This is a genomic window from Dictyoglomus sp. GBS, from assembly GCF_055179815.1.
Map to the genome: position 1 here is coordinate 1,261,372 of NZ_CM143687.1, position 12,646 is coordinate 1,274,017.

The following is a 12,646-nucleotide window of genomic DNA, read 5'->3' on the forward strand; positions in this document are numbered from 1 at the left end:
TAAAGCAATAAAGATTATATTTAAAAATATATTTTTTGTCAAGAGAAAGCTCATAAGATATAATATTAAATATGAGTAAGGCAATTAAATTTATACAACCCCTAATTTTTATCCTACTTTTAGTATCCTATATATTAGGAGCAGAAAGCTTTTATATAGCTCCTTCTATAGAGTATAAAAAGGTTACATCAGATGGTTTAGTATATCACATTACTTCAATAAATCAATTCGATTCTTTATTAGACATAGAAACAGTGGTAACAAACACAAAACTTTCAGATGTATTAAAAGAAAAGAACTACGATATTATTATTAACGCAAACTTCTTTGATCCTAATAGTAAAGAGCCTGTTGGACTTGTAGTTAAGAATTATGAACTGTTACATTTACCTATAAAAAGGGGGGTCTTTGGAATAACCTCAGACAATAAAGCTATTATAGATATTTTTAATATCAACATAAAATTAAAAATTGACAATACAATAATACCAATTAATAACTTAAACTCTCCTCGTGGGGCAGACCAAATCACAATTTTCACTAAATTCTTTGGAAAAGAGACCAAAATATTAGATAATGCAGTAGCCGGAGTTGATATAGAAGTAAGTTTAGATGATAAAATTCCATCCTTAGGTACAACCTCAGGCAAAATTTCTAATATATATTATGGGGTAAAAAAATCTATTATTAAAGATAATTCTTGTATTATATCTTTAGGAGGTACTGCCTTAAAATATCTTCCTTTCTTTAGTTTAAATAAAAAAATAGAAATAATAGTTGAAAGTAATCCTCCTATAAGGTTAAAAGAAGCAGTATGTGGAGGACCTATTCTTATAAAAAATGGTGAAATCGTATTAGATAAAACAGGAGAAATTCCTTTCAACTCAAATATCATCAACTCAAGACATCCTCGTACTGTTGTAGGAATTACAGATGATAAAATTTTCTTTATAGTGATAGAAGGGAGAAATAATAATTCCTCAGGTCTTTCTATTCCAGAAACATGTGAACTTGTAAAAAATATGGGTATTAGAGATGCTATTAATCTTGATGGGGGAGGATCAAGTCAAAAAATAATTTGGGGAAATTTAATCAACCAAGTATCAGAAAGAAGTGTTCCAGTAGGAATAGGAGTTAAAAATAACTATCCTTACAAAAATCCTACATATCTAAGCTTTAAAGAAAAGGACGATATCTATATAAGAAAAGGAGAAAAATTAAAATTGGAGCTATTACTTCAAGATGAAAATTATCATCCCTATTCTATTACATATACAATGTTAACATGGACCATAGCCAATGATAATATAAACTTTAATCCCTCAATATTAGAGGTAGAAGGAAGGGAATTAGGAGAATCAAGTCTAACAATTTATTTATCCAATTTGGAGGCTTCTAAAAAAATATATGTATGGGACTATGTAGCATTAAAAATAGAGATTGATGAGGATAAAGTATACTTGGGGGATAGTATTCTCCCTAAAATATATGCTATAGATAATCTTCAAAGGGAAAAGATTCTTTCATTAGACGGATTAAAATTTGACCCTAATTATTTCAGGAGAAATGGAAAGGGATTAACTGCTATTAACCCAGGAATTACAACCATAACGTATACATTCAATAATCTTTCTGCGACTTATACAATAGAAATTGTGCCAAATACAATAGAAGATTTTGAAGAAGACAAGAAATGGAATATAAGGGGAAAAAATTATAATCCTGATAGTACATTTTACAAACTTACATCAGATGCATACACAGGAAAAAGTTCTTTTATGTTAGTTTATGATTCAAAAGAAGAAAATTCTTTTATCTATGTTGATTTAAATATATCAATTCCTCCTGATAAAATTTCCCTCTCTATTGCACTAAAAGGGCAAGGAAATGGCTGGATTAGGTTATTATTTTATGATGACGATGGAACCCCATGGGTAATGGATCTAACAACAACACTACAATATAACTTTAATAAATGGACAACTATTAATAAAGATCTCACAGAAATAAGACCTTTAATATCTATAAATAAAAATACTCCCAAAATTCCTATTAGATTAGCTAGCATCTATTTAGTTGGATTAAACAATAAAATCTCTGGAAACCTTCTCATTGATAGCTTAAATTTTAAATAAAAAATTATTTTCTCAAAACCTTTAAGTAATAGTTTAAATAATCTAAGCCTGCAAATATGGAAAAGAAAAGTCCAATAGCAAAAACCGATACAGATAAGGGTATTTGAAGTAATGCCATTAATATAGATATAGACGTTAACACCATTGCAATCTTTCCATACATTCTTGAAGATATTATCTTTATCCCTTTTAATAAAAACCACAAACCCACCAAAAGCATCAATAACTCTTTTAATACAAATATGATAACCAGAACTGGCGGAAAAATTCTTTTGAATGAAAAAAATATAAGAGTTACTCCTACAATTAACTTATCAGCTATTGGATCTATTATTTTCCCTAACTCAGAACCTTGATTCAATCTTCTTGCCAAATATCCATCCAATATATCACTGACAGCAGCAAGTCCATAAAGAACTGCTGCTGTCATGTAACGATTAGAAACTAAAAAATAAAAATAAAAAGGTACAATAATAAATCTTATAAAGGTCAATAAATTAGGAATAGTAAACATGTTAATCTCACCTATATAACACAAATAAAGCTGCTCCAATGCCTCCTGCATCTTCACCTAACTCTGCCCATGCAAAGGATATCTTATCCCTTAAGCTTGGTAAAACTCTTTTATAAAACTCATCTCTCATAGGCTTTCCAATATAATCTCTTACATTAGCAACACCACCGCCTACAACTATTTTCTCAGGATCAATTACGTGAACATAATTCGCCAAGGCTATACCAAGATAATATCCTGCTCTATTGAAAATGTCTATAGCTAACTTATCTCCTTTTTCTGCAGCTTGGTATATTACCCTTACAGTTACTTTATCTACATCTCCATTTACTAAATTCCATATAAGACTATCCTTATTATTTGGAATAATAGATTTTGCATATCTTTCTATACCACTTCCCGAGGCAATTGCTTCAATACACCCTTTATTTCCACAACCACAAATAGGCCCATCGGGAATTACCGTAGTATGCCCAAATTCACCAGCCATTCCATGTGCTCCAATCCATAATTTACCATTTAACACTATACCAGAACCAATCCCTGTTCCAATCGCGATAGATATCATTGTTTTAGTCCCTCTTCCTGCCCCCACAAGCCATTCTGCCCAAGCCACTAAATTTACATCATTTTCCAAAAATACAGGCACCTTAAAATAATTCTCCAGCTCTTCTCCTAGAGGTACTTCCCTTTTCCATTCTTCACCTAAATTAGGAGCATATAAGGTTGTTTTCTTTTCTCTATCCATAATACCTGGAAACCCTACACCTATACCCTCCATATCACTAATTTTAATATTTGCTTCAACAAGTACTTTATTTATCATGTTTTTAATCTTTCGAATTACATAGTCTCTTCCTTTTTCAGACTCAGTGGGTTGTTTATCTCTTGAGATTATCTTACCCTTTTCATTAACCAGAAGTACATCTATTTTAGTACCACCTAAATCAACACCTATAGCTTTTCGCATCTTCAACCTCCTTTATCTTACTAATATAAATTCAAAATTTATTTTCCTCATTGTTGTTTCAAAAAGAACATCAGGAATGATAAATCTTGCGGGGAATTTACAATAAGGTAAATGAAAAGCTATCAAACCACTTACTCTTGCACCTGCAAAAATTCTCCCATCCTTAAACTTTAAAAGTTCATAACTTTTTATAATTTCTTCCAAAGATTTTTCTTTATTAGAAGAACTTATACTGAAAGAAAAAGTCGGAGGTTGGTTTGTCCCAAATGAAACTTCAAAAGATACTTTTGGGGTTGTGGAGGGTTGATAATATATCTCTCTTATTGGTGAAAATTGTTTTCCGGTTTGATCTATAATCACAGATTTTCCTAGTGGATAAACCCAAATATTTTCTGAAGAGTTATTCACTATTTCCAGGTTTATAACCAAAATATCCTCTGAAAGATTATACCATCTTGAATCCCTAATAATATCAACGCGTGCTTCTACTCCCCCTTTGGATGTAATTTGAGGGGATATATTTACGGGTTTTATACAACCGCTAATTATTAATATAGTAAATATTAAAAAACAAAAAATAACCTTTTTCATAATTAAGCCACTCCTTTAAATTTAAACTAAATTAAAAAGTTTCACACTAATACATTTTACATTAAAATAAGACTTCTTGACAATAAATATCTTAAGATTTAAAAATATGAAATGGTGAACCTTAAAAAGAAAGTTTAATAATTATACTAAGGAGGTGAAAGTAATGCCTATCTATGAATATGAATGCGAAAGATGTCATGAAAGATACGAGATTATGACAAACCTTGGAGAAGAACCCCCAAAAACTTGTATAAAATGTGGTGGCAACTTAAGAAAAATCTTTTCACCTGTAGGAATTGTCTTTAAAGGATCAGGATTTTATACTACAGATTATAAGAAAAAATCTTCTAATTCTAGCGAAAAATCTAGTGATAGTAAGGGGGAAGAATAATTTCTCCCCCTTTATTTTTTAATTGCCAATATTATTAATCTTCTTGATCCAATATGAAATTTACGACCTTCATAATCTCCCATAAGCCTATCTACATGAAATCCGCTCTCTTTAAAAAGATGTATAATCTCTGAAGGAGAATAAAGATATATTCTTCTTACAAATTCCTTTCTAATATTGTTTTTCAAATCAATAACTATTCTGTTTGATATATAAAATCCCGTATCCGGCTCAAAAAAATGTTCTGTAAGTAAAACATAATCCTCCCCAAAAAGATCCCAAGAGTATGGAATAAAATATTTAAGAAGGGCATCTCTATTTTCAATATCTATAAGAAATCTACCATCCCTTTTTAACACTTGATATACCTTATTAAGAGTCTCTTTATCTTCCTCATATGTGGAGAGTCCAAAACTGGTATAAAGAGAAAATACGATGTCAAATTTATAGTCAAGCTTATCAATATCTTTGTATTCCATCACATAAAATTCCACATTAAAAACTTTTTCTTTTTTAGCATTTTCTTTTGCTATCTCAATAAGTTCAGATGAACGATCTATTCCAATTGTTCTGTATCCTCTTTTGCCAAGTTCTAAAGTATGTCTTCCAAATCCGCAACCAAGATCTAATATTAAAGATCCCCTTTTTAAGCTTAGTACAGATTCTAAAAAATCCACTTCCCTTTTTGTACGCTCTGGAGTTAGATGTTTAGCAAGATATTGATAATAATCTCTACCAAAATATTGATCTCTCCAATCTTTACCTTCTTGCATATTTCTGCCTTAAATAATACAAAAGTATAGTAAGATCACCAGCGTTTACTCCTGTAATTCTCTGAGCTTGTCCAAAAGTAGTTGGTCTTACTTTTTCAAGCTTTTCTTTTCCTTCTCGAGAAAGATGCGGTATTTCGTCATAATTTATATCAGGAGGAATCACTAAATCTTCATATTCCTGAAATTCTCTAATCTTTTGGAGTTCTTTTTGTATGTATCCTTCATATTTAATATCTATTTCTATTATGCTTCTCCACTTTTTTGGTAAATCTCCAGAAAGACCTATTTTTTCCAAATCATCATAGGTTATTTCAGGTCTTTTCAATATCTGGATAAGAGGAATCGACTGTTCTATAGGATTAGTACCCTTTTCTATTAATAAGTCATTAATTTCATTAGGATCTACCGATGTTTTTTCAAGTCTCTTCCTTTCAAGCCTTAATTTTTCCATTTTTTCTTGAAACATTTTCCACATATCTTCATCTATTAGACCTAACTTGTAAGCCTTGGGAGTAAGTCTTTGATCTGCATTATCAGATCTTAAGAGTAATCTATATTCTGCTCTTGATGTTAAAATTCTATATGGCTCATCCACACCCTTTATTACAAGATCATCTATAAGTACCCCTATATATCCTTCGTCTCTTCTTACAATAAGTGGTTCTCTTCCTAATAGACTTAACGCAGCATTAGCTCCTGCAATTAATCCTTGTGCGGCAGCTTCTTCATAGCCAGTAGTACCATTTATTTGACCCGCCAAATATAAACCTTTTATTTTCTTTGTTTCAAGAGTAATCTTTAACTGTTGAGGATATACAAAATCATAAGCTATAGCATATCCAGGCCTTATAAGTTCAACCTCCTCTAAGCCTGGAATACTTCTTAAAATTTGGATTTGAATTTCCTCTGGCAAACTTGTATATATTCCTTGTACATAAATCTCTACCGAGTTTTTTCCTTCTGGCTCAAGAAAAACTTGGTGAGTTTCATGATGAGGAAACCACACATATTTTTCCTCTATAGATGGACAGTATCTCGGTCCTTTTTTTACCATCCCCCCAATTCGAGAGGCTGTTAGATGAATATTATTAAGTACTATTTCTTTCGTCTTTTGGGTGGTTCTAGTTAAATATGATAAAACTTGCTCTCTTGGTTCTGGCTCTTCCCAGAAAGAAAAAGAATGAAGTTCTTCATCTCCTGGTTGAGGTATGGTCTTACTAAAATCAATAGTTCTTTTATCTACTCGAGGAGTAGTGCCTGTATTAAATCTTCCTACTTCTAAGCCTAATCTCCTAAGAGCATCAGAAAGACCTATAGAGGGAAATTCTCCCATTCTTCCTGCTGGCTTAGACCAGGTACTTATATGGATAACACCATTCATAAAAGTACCAGGGGTAATAACAACTCTTTCAGCATAAAACTCTTTTTTAGTTGATAAAACTACACCTTTTACTTCATCATTTTCTACAATTAGATCTATAACTTCTCCTTGATAGACATCTAAATTTTTCTGCTTTTCAAGAAATTCTCTCATCTTTATAGGATAAAGCCATTTATCTACCTGTGCCCTAAGAGCCCTTACTGCTGGACCCTTAGAAGTATTTAGCCATTTTACTTGAATCATACTTCTATTTGTTATTCTTCCTATGGCACCACCCAAAGCATCTATTTCCAATATTAGGTGACCCTTCCCAGGACCCCCCATAGCTGGATTGCAAGGAAGCCATCCCAAGGTATCATAATTCATAGTAATCAAAAGAGTTTTAACACCAAGACGAGAGGCTGCATAGGCAGCCTCACATCCTGCATGACCACCACCTACTACAATGACATCATACTTTTCCATCGCCATTTCTCCTTATCTCTAAAACTCCTAACTTTTTCAGTATAAATAATATTAAAAATAAAGTTCCAAACACAAGAAGAGCTGATATATAAGGATCCTGGATTAAAGAAATTAGTATCGCCACTAAAGACATACAAATGGTAAATAAATAAATAAAAGCAATACTTTGCTCTGTTGTCATACCAATCTTCAAAAACCTATGATGTATATGATCCTTATCAAACTTCCAAGGTGCCCTACCTTCAATTAGTCTTCTCACAATAGAAAAAGCTGTGTCAAGAACTGGAAATCCCATAACAAGAATTGGAATAAACAAATTAATAATTGTACTTATTTTTAAGACTCCCACTATAGATATGGCTCCTAATATAAAACCTAAAAACATTGCCCCTGAATCTCCCATAATAATAGAAGCAGGTGGAAAATTGAAAAATAAGAATCCTAATACACCTCCCAAAATACTTGCCAATAAAAATGCCATCTCCAATCTTCCCAAAAGTAAAGAAATAATGAGTAAAGAGAAAGAAGATATTGCTGATACTCCTCCAGCAAGACCATCAAGACCATCTATAAAATTCATGGCATTTGCAATACCTAAAAGCCATATAAATGATATTAAATGAGCCCAAAAACCCTTTATTATTATTCCTGTATAAGGAATCCTCCACAAATCTACTCTAACTCCCAATATAACTGCCATAAGTATAGCTATAAATGTAAGAGAAAATTTGGGGGCTGGTTTTAATTCCACAAAATCATCTAATAATCCTACTAAAAATACTAATGTTCCCCCCATTAATATCCTCTCTACAATAAGAGACCTATTAAAAAGAATGTTTACTATTAAAACTCCTAAGAAAAATGAAACACCACCAATTCTTGGAATAGGTTTATTATGAACTTTTCTATCTGTAGGAATATCTATTCCACCTATTATAAAGGCTTTCCTTCTTATCCAAGGTGTAACTATTAAAGAAATAATTAAAGATAAAGTAAAAGATATTAATATGTTCATTTTTCCTTCTTATCTTTTAATTCGTAGGCTAATATAATAGCTTGAGCTATCTCTTTCATAGGTTTTCTTTTGTCCATACTGGCTTTCTGAATTAATCTAAAAGCTTCATGCTCTTTTAAACCTTCTCTATCCATAAGCAATCCTTTTGCTCTATCTACAAGCTTTCTTGTCTCAAGAGCATCTTTTAGGTCTTCTACTTCCTTTCTTAAAAGTTGAAATTCTTTAAATCTTGCAATAGCTATTTCAATAGCTGGAAAAAGATCAGATTCTTTAAAAGGTTTTACAATATAAGATATAACTCCAACCTCTTTTGCTTTTTCTACTAATTCTTTATCTGAATAGGCAGTAAGAAAAATTATGGGAGCAATTTCCTCTTGAGTTAATATCTTAGCTGCCTCAATACCATCTAAATTAGGCATTCTAATATCCATAATTATCACATCTGGCTTCAATTTTCTTGCAAGTTCTACAGCTAGCTGACCGTCTGAAGCTTCTCCTACCACTTCATAACCCTGTCCTTCTAAAATCTCTTTTATATCCATTTTAACTATAGGTTCATCTTCTGCTATTAATACTCTTATAGGCTTTTTCATATGTATCAGCAACCTCCTCAAAGTATATCTTTGAATATTTCATTTGCAAGTAATACTCCTTTTTTAGTCAGACATATTCTATCATTTTTTCTCTTTATAAGGCCTTTCTTCAAAAAAAGAGAGAGATTTGGAATATAATCTGATATTTTTTTTCCAAATTTTTCAAAAAACTCCTTTTCAGAAATTCCTTCCATAAGCCTTAGCTTTACAAAAAGATAATCCTTAGGATAAGTTTCATCATTTAAAATTTCTATATTTTCAATCGGCAATTCACCATTATTTATTTTCTCATAGTATACAAAAAGATTTTTGTAATTTCCATACCTTATGTGATTAGTAAAAGAATAAGCTGATACACCATATCCATGATATTCATCTTGATTCCAATACTTCAAATTATGTCTACATTTTAGATTAATGTTTCGTGCAAAATTAGAGATCTCATAATGGATAAAACCTACTTCTTCTAATAGATTCATTGCATACGCATACATATTGGCTTCTTCATCATTATCAGGTAAAGTAAATTCCCCCTTTATATATCCTTCATAAAATAATGTACCTTCCTCTATTATAAGATTATATATAGAGATATGCTCGGGATTTAGTGAAAGGGTAAAATCTAAGGACTTATAAAAGTTATTAGGGTTCTGAAAAGGTATAGAGTAAATAAGATCAAAATTTATATTATCAAAACCATATTCTCTCAATAAAAAAAATGTTTTTAACGTATCTGAAACAGTATGAATCCTTCCTAAAATGAATAATTCTTCATCTATGAATGATTGAGCTCCTATACTTATTCTATTAATTCCTATATTCTTCCAAAAACTTAATTTCTTCTTGTCTATAGTACCAGGATTGACTTCTATTGTTATCTCTGCATCTTTTCTTATCCTATAATTTTTATTAATACTCTCAAAAATCGAATTCAATACCTTTAGAGACATTAAAGATGGCGTTCCACCACCGAAATATATCGTATCTACAATCTCTCCTTCAGCCTTAAGTTGTATCTCTTTAGAAATATATTCCAGATATCTTTCTTCTTCCTTAATAGAATAAACAAAAGAGGTAAAATCACAATAAGGACACTTTTTCACACAAAAAGGATAATGAATATATACTCCTATAGTTTTCATAAATATTTATTCAGTTATAAGCTTTTTAATTATTTCTATTAATGGAAAATAAGTCATGTTAGAGTGAAGAGGAGTGATAGAAATCATCCCATGATTGATTGCCCAGATATCAGAACCTTCTTCTGCTTGCTTTTCTATTTCGCCATGAAGCCAATAATACTCTTTATTTCTGGGGTCATATCTTTTTTCTACTCTATTCCTATAATGAAACTTACCCTGGTAAGTTACAAAAATATTTGAAATATCAGCTTTAGGTGGTACATTTATATTCAAGAAAACATCCTTAGGTAATATCCCTAAAAATAAGTGTATATATTTCATTAAGAACTCTACAGCCTTTTCATAATCTTCCTCTTCTCCTTCATGAGATACAGAAATGGAAATAGCAGGTATACCATTAAGAGATGCTTCCCTTGCCCCAGAAACTGTACCAGAATAAATAATATCAGTTCCTAAGTTATATCCCTTATTTATCCCAGATATAACAACGGAAGGGAAGTCAGGAAGTAAAGCATAAAGCCCTAAAAGAATACAATCTGCAGGATTACCATTAGTAGTCCAGCACTTAATATTTGTAATTTTCCATGTTACCTCATTAACTCTTAAAGGCTTATGAAGAGTAATAGCATGACTTCCTCCACTTCTCTCTCTTTCAGGTACAATAATATAAACCTCTCCTATATCTTTTAGTCTTTTGCTCATAATTTCTAAAGCAGGTGAATTTATTCCATCATCATTTGTTATAAGTATTCTTAAGCTTTCCATAATTCCTAATCCCTCTTTAATACAGTCCAAAAAGCTTCTTGAGGTATTTCTACATGACCTATTTTCTTCATTCTCTTTTTACCTTCCTTTTGCTTTTCTAAAAGTTTCTTTTTTCTTGTTACATCTCCACCGTAACATTTTTGAAGAACATTTTTTCTTAAAGGCTTTATCTCTTCACGAGCTATAATCTTACTCCCAATACCCACTTGTATTACTACCTCAAAAAGTTGACGTGGTATAACTTCTCTCAACTTCTGTGCCAATTTTCTTGCTTCTTCATAAGCCTTTCCTTTATGTGCGATAAGAGAAAGTGCATCTACTGGTTTCCCATTGATATATACATCTAATTTTACTAACTCACTATTTTTATATCCAATCAGCTCATAACTTAATGATCCATACCCACGGGTAACAGATTTTAATATATTGAAAAAGTCAGTTATAATCTCAGAAAGAGGGATCTCAGCAGTAATTAACACACGATTAATAGTAAGATAATCCATACCCTTAAATTCTCCTCTTCTTCTATCAATCAATTCCATAACTGACCCAACATATTCATTAGGTGTTACAATGCTTGCTATTACAAATGGTTCTCTAAACTCAGAGATTTCATATGGAGGAGGTAAATCCAAAGGATTCTGAATAATTTTTTTCTCTCCTTTTTTCGTAATTACTTCATAAGCTACAGAAGGTACAGTAGTAATTATATTTAAATCAAACTCTCTTTCTAATCTTTCCTGTATAATTTCCAAATGTAAAAGTCCTAAAAAACCACATCTAAAACCAAAACCAAGAGCAGGCGAACTTTCAGGTTCATAATATAAAGAAGCATCATTTAGACTTAGTTTTTGTAAGGCATCCCTTAATTTCTCATAATCTTCATTCTCAATTGGATAGACCCCACAAAAAACCATAGGTTGTAATTTTCTATAACCAGGCAAAGGTAAATTTGCTGGATTATCAGTTTTTGTAATTGTATCTCCTACTCTGGCCTCTGAAATATTCTTTACATTAGCAATAATATATCCAACTTCTCCTGAAAGAAGACTTTCCACCTTTACCATATCAGGAGTAAATACTCCTACTTCTTGCACCTCATATTCCACGTTATTAGACATGAATTTTATTTTATCCCCTACCTTTACCATTCCGCTAAAGACTCTTACATAGACTACAACACCTCTGTATGGATCATATTTAGCATCAAAAATCAATGCTTTTAAGGGAGCATTAATATCTCCCTTTGGATGTGGTATATATTTAACAATACCCTCCAATAATTCCTCAATTCCCCAGCCTTCCTTAGCACTTACAAAAAAAGTTTCTCCTATATAATCCCTCCCAAGAAGTTCCTTGATCTCTTCAGCTACCTTTTGAGGTTCTGTATTTAGAAGATCTATCTTATTTATAACAGGAATTATGGCCAGATTATTCTCAAGGGCTAGAAGAAGATTATTTATCGTTTGGGCTTCTATTCCTTGAGAGGCATCTACAACTAAAATTGCACCTTCACAAGCCGCCAAACTCCTTGATACTTCATAAGTAAAGTCCACATGACCAGGTGTGTCAATTAAATTGAATTCATAGGTTTCTTTATCTTTGGCCTTATAAAAAAACCTTACCGCTTGAGCTTTTACCGTGATTCCCCTTTCTCTCTCAATTTCTAGAGTATCTAATAATTGATCTCTCATCTTTCTCTTATCAATAGCTCCTGTAAACTCTAAAAGTCTGTCTGCTAATGTAGATTTACCATGATCTACATGTGCAATAATGCTAAAATTTCTTATCTTAGTTATATCTCGCATAAATCCTCCTCCCAATCTTTGCCATATTTTTGATTATATAACATTTTGTAAAATCTTTTGAACTATTTTAATTTTATGGTATAATTCACACTGTTAAATCAAA

The 12,646-nt window shown here is 31.5% G+C and carries 12 protein-coding genes; 2 read left to right on the forward strand and 10 right to left on the reverse strand.

Features of this window, described 5'->3' with window-relative positions; translation table 11 throughout:
- Positions 1 to 71 precede the first annotated feature (71 nt).
- Positions 72 to 2,135 carry a phosphodiester glycosidase family protein gene (locus tag ACY3IT_RS06250; RefSeq protein ID WP_463082108.1) on the forward strand — a complete coding sequence of 688 codons (2,064 nt, stop codon included), beginning with the start codon at positions 72 to 74 and terminating at the stop codon, positions 2,133 to 2,135.
- 4 nt (positions 2,136 to 2,139) lie between these two features.
- On the opposite strand, the gene ACY3IT_RS06255 is transcribed toward ACY3IT_RS06250, so the two are convergent.
- Genes ACY3IT_RS06255 through ACY3IT_RS06265 form a run of 3 tightly spaced genes read right to left on the reverse strand, consistent with a single transcriptional unit; the run spans position 2,140 to position 4,210 of the window.
- Positions 2,140 to 2,700, reverse strand: coding sequence for a CDP-alcohol phosphatidyltransferase family protein (locus ACY3IT_RS06255; protein ID WP_463082109.1), 561 nt, complete (start codon positions 2,698 to 2,700; stop codon positions 2,140 to 2,142).
- On the reverse strand, positions 2,657 to 3,619 hold the full coding sequence (locus ACY3IT_RS06260; RefSeq protein WP_463082110.1) for an ROK family protein: 963 nt from the start codon (positions 3,617 to 3,619) through the stop codon (positions 2,657 to 2,659). Before ACY3IT_RS06260 ends, ACY3IT_RS06255 begins: the two co-directional genes overlap by 44 nt.
- A gap of 12 nt (positions 3,620 to 3,631) precedes the next feature.
- Positions 3,632 to 4,210, reverse strand: a complete 579-nt coding sequence (locus ACY3IT_RS06265; RefSeq protein WP_463082111.1) for a hypothetical protein — start codon at positions 4,208 to 4,210, stop codon at positions 3,632 to 3,634.
- A gap of 163 nt (positions 4,211 to 4,373) precedes the next feature.
- Between ACY3IT_RS06265 and ACY3IT_RS06270 the strand changes: the two genes are divergently transcribed.
- Positions 4,374 to 4,601 carry an FmdB family zinc ribbon protein gene (locus ACY3IT_RS06270; RefSeq protein ID WP_463082112.1) on the forward strand — a complete coding sequence of 76 codons (228 nt, stop codon included), beginning with the start codon at positions 4,374 to 4,376 and terminating at the stop codon, positions 4,599 to 4,601.
- An 11-nt stretch (positions 4,602 to 4,612) separates the two neighbouring features.
- Here ACY3IT_RS06270 and ACY3IT_RS06275 read toward each other — a convergent pair whose 3' ends face one another.
- Genes ACY3IT_RS06275 through lepA form a run of 7 tightly spaced genes read right to left on the reverse strand, consistent with a single transcriptional unit; the run spans position 4,613 to position 12,543 of the window.
- On the reverse strand, positions 4,613 to 5,374 hold the full coding sequence (locus tag ACY3IT_RS06275) for a class I SAM-dependent methyltransferase (RefSeq protein ID WP_463082113.1): 762 nt from the start codon (positions 5,372 to 5,374) through the stop codon (positions 4,613 to 4,615).
- Complete coding sequence (gene mnmG / locus ACY3IT_RS06280) at positions 5,361 to 7,220, reverse strand: tRNA uridine-5-carboxymethylaminomethyl(34) synthesis enzyme MnmG (protein WP_463082114.1); 1,860 nt, start codon at positions 7,218 to 7,220, stop codon at positions 5,361 to 5,363. The genes ACY3IT_RS06275 and mnmG overlap by 14 nt, the downstream gene beginning before the upstream one ends.
- A complete protein-coding gene (locus ACY3IT_RS06285) occupies positions 7,207 to 8,235 on the reverse strand; it encodes a glycosyltransferase family 4 protein (RefSeq protein ID WP_463082115.1) in 1,029 nt (342 codons plus the stop codon). The genes mnmG and ACY3IT_RS06285 overlap by 14 nt, the downstream gene beginning before the upstream one ends.
- The gene (locus tag ACY3IT_RS06290) at positions 8,232 to 8,828 is read right to left on the reverse strand and encodes an ANTAR domain-containing response regulator (RefSeq protein ID WP_463082116.1); all 597 of its coding nucleotides are present in this window, start codon (positions 8,826 to 8,828) and stop codon (positions 8,232 to 8,234) included. Before ACY3IT_RS06290 ends, ACY3IT_RS06285 begins: the two co-directional genes overlap by 4 nt.
- A 17-nt stretch (positions 8,829 to 8,845) precedes the next feature.
- Positions 8,846 to 9,970: a radical SAM family heme chaperone HemW gene (gene hemW / locus ACY3IT_RS06295; RefSeq protein ID WP_463082117.1), complete on the reverse strand. Its 1,125-nt coding sequence runs from the start codon at positions 9,968 to 9,970 to the stop codon at positions 8,846 to 8,848.
- Positions 9,971 to 9,976: 6 nt separating this feature from the next.
- Positions 9,977 to 10,735 carry a 5'/3'-nucleotidase SurE gene (gene surE, locus ACY3IT_RS06300; RefSeq protein WP_463082118.1) on the reverse strand — a complete coding sequence of 253 codons (759 nt, stop codon included), beginning with the start codon at positions 10,733 to 10,735 and terminating at the stop codon, positions 9,977 to 9,979.
- A gap of 5 nt (positions 10,736 to 10,740) precedes the next feature.
- Complete coding sequence (gene lepA, locus ACY3IT_RS06305; RefSeq protein WP_463082119.1) at positions 10,741 to 12,543, reverse strand: translation elongation factor 4; 1,803 nt, start codon at positions 12,541 to 12,543, stop codon at positions 10,741 to 10,743.
- Positions 12,544 to 12,646 lie beyond the last annotated feature (103 nt).

What these genes read in the sequence shown, in the direction of transcription:
- ACY3IT_RS06250 (WP_463082108.1), top strand. Translation starts at nt 72, where the DNA reads ATGAGTAAGGCAATTAAATTTATACAACCCCTAATTTTTATCCTACTT.
- ACY3IT_RS06255 (WP_463082109.1), bottom strand. Translation starts at nt 2,700, where the DNA reads ATGCAGGAGGCATTGGAGCAGCTTTATTTGTGTTATATAGGTGAGATT.
- ACY3IT_RS06260 (WP_463082110.1), bottom strand. Translation starts at nt 3,619, where the DNA reads ATGCGAAAAGCTATAGGTGTTGATTTAGGTGGTACTAAAATAGATGTA.
- ACY3IT_RS06265 (WP_463082111.1), bottom strand. Translation starts at nt 4,210, where the DNA reads ATGAAAAAGGTTATTTTTTGTTTTTTAATATTTACTATATTAATAATT.
- ACY3IT_RS06270 (WP_463082112.1), top strand. Translation starts at nt 4,374, where the DNA reads ATGCCTATCTATGAATATGAATGCGAAAGATGTCATGAAAGATACGAG.
- ACY3IT_RS06275 (WP_463082113.1), bottom strand. Translation starts at nt 5,374, where the DNA reads ATGCAAGAAGGTAAAGATTGGAGAGATCAATATTTTGGTAGAGATTAT.
- mnmG (WP_463082114.1), bottom strand. Translation starts at nt 7,220, where the DNA reads ATGGAAAAGTATGATGTCATTGTAGTAGGTGGTGGTCATGCAGGATGT.
- ACY3IT_RS06285 (WP_463082115.1), bottom strand. Translation starts at nt 8,235, where the DNA reads ATGAACATATTAATATCTTTTACTTTATCTTTAATTATTTCTTTAATA.
- ACY3IT_RS06290 (WP_463082116.1), bottom strand. Translation starts at nt 8,828, where the DNA reads ATGAAAAAGCCTATAAGAGTATTAATAGCAGAAGATGAACCTATAGTT.
- hemW (WP_463082117.1), bottom strand. Translation starts at nt 9,970, where the DNA reads ATGAAAACTATAGGAGTATATATTCATTATCCTTTTTGTGTGAAAAAG.
- surE (WP_463082118.1), bottom strand. Translation starts at nt 10,735, where the DNA reads ATGGAAAGCTTAAGAATACTTATAACAAATGATGATGGAATAAATTCA.
- lepA (WP_463082119.1), bottom strand. Translation starts at nt 12,543, where the DNA reads ATGCGAGATATAACTAAGATAAGAAATTTTAGCATTATTGCACATGTA.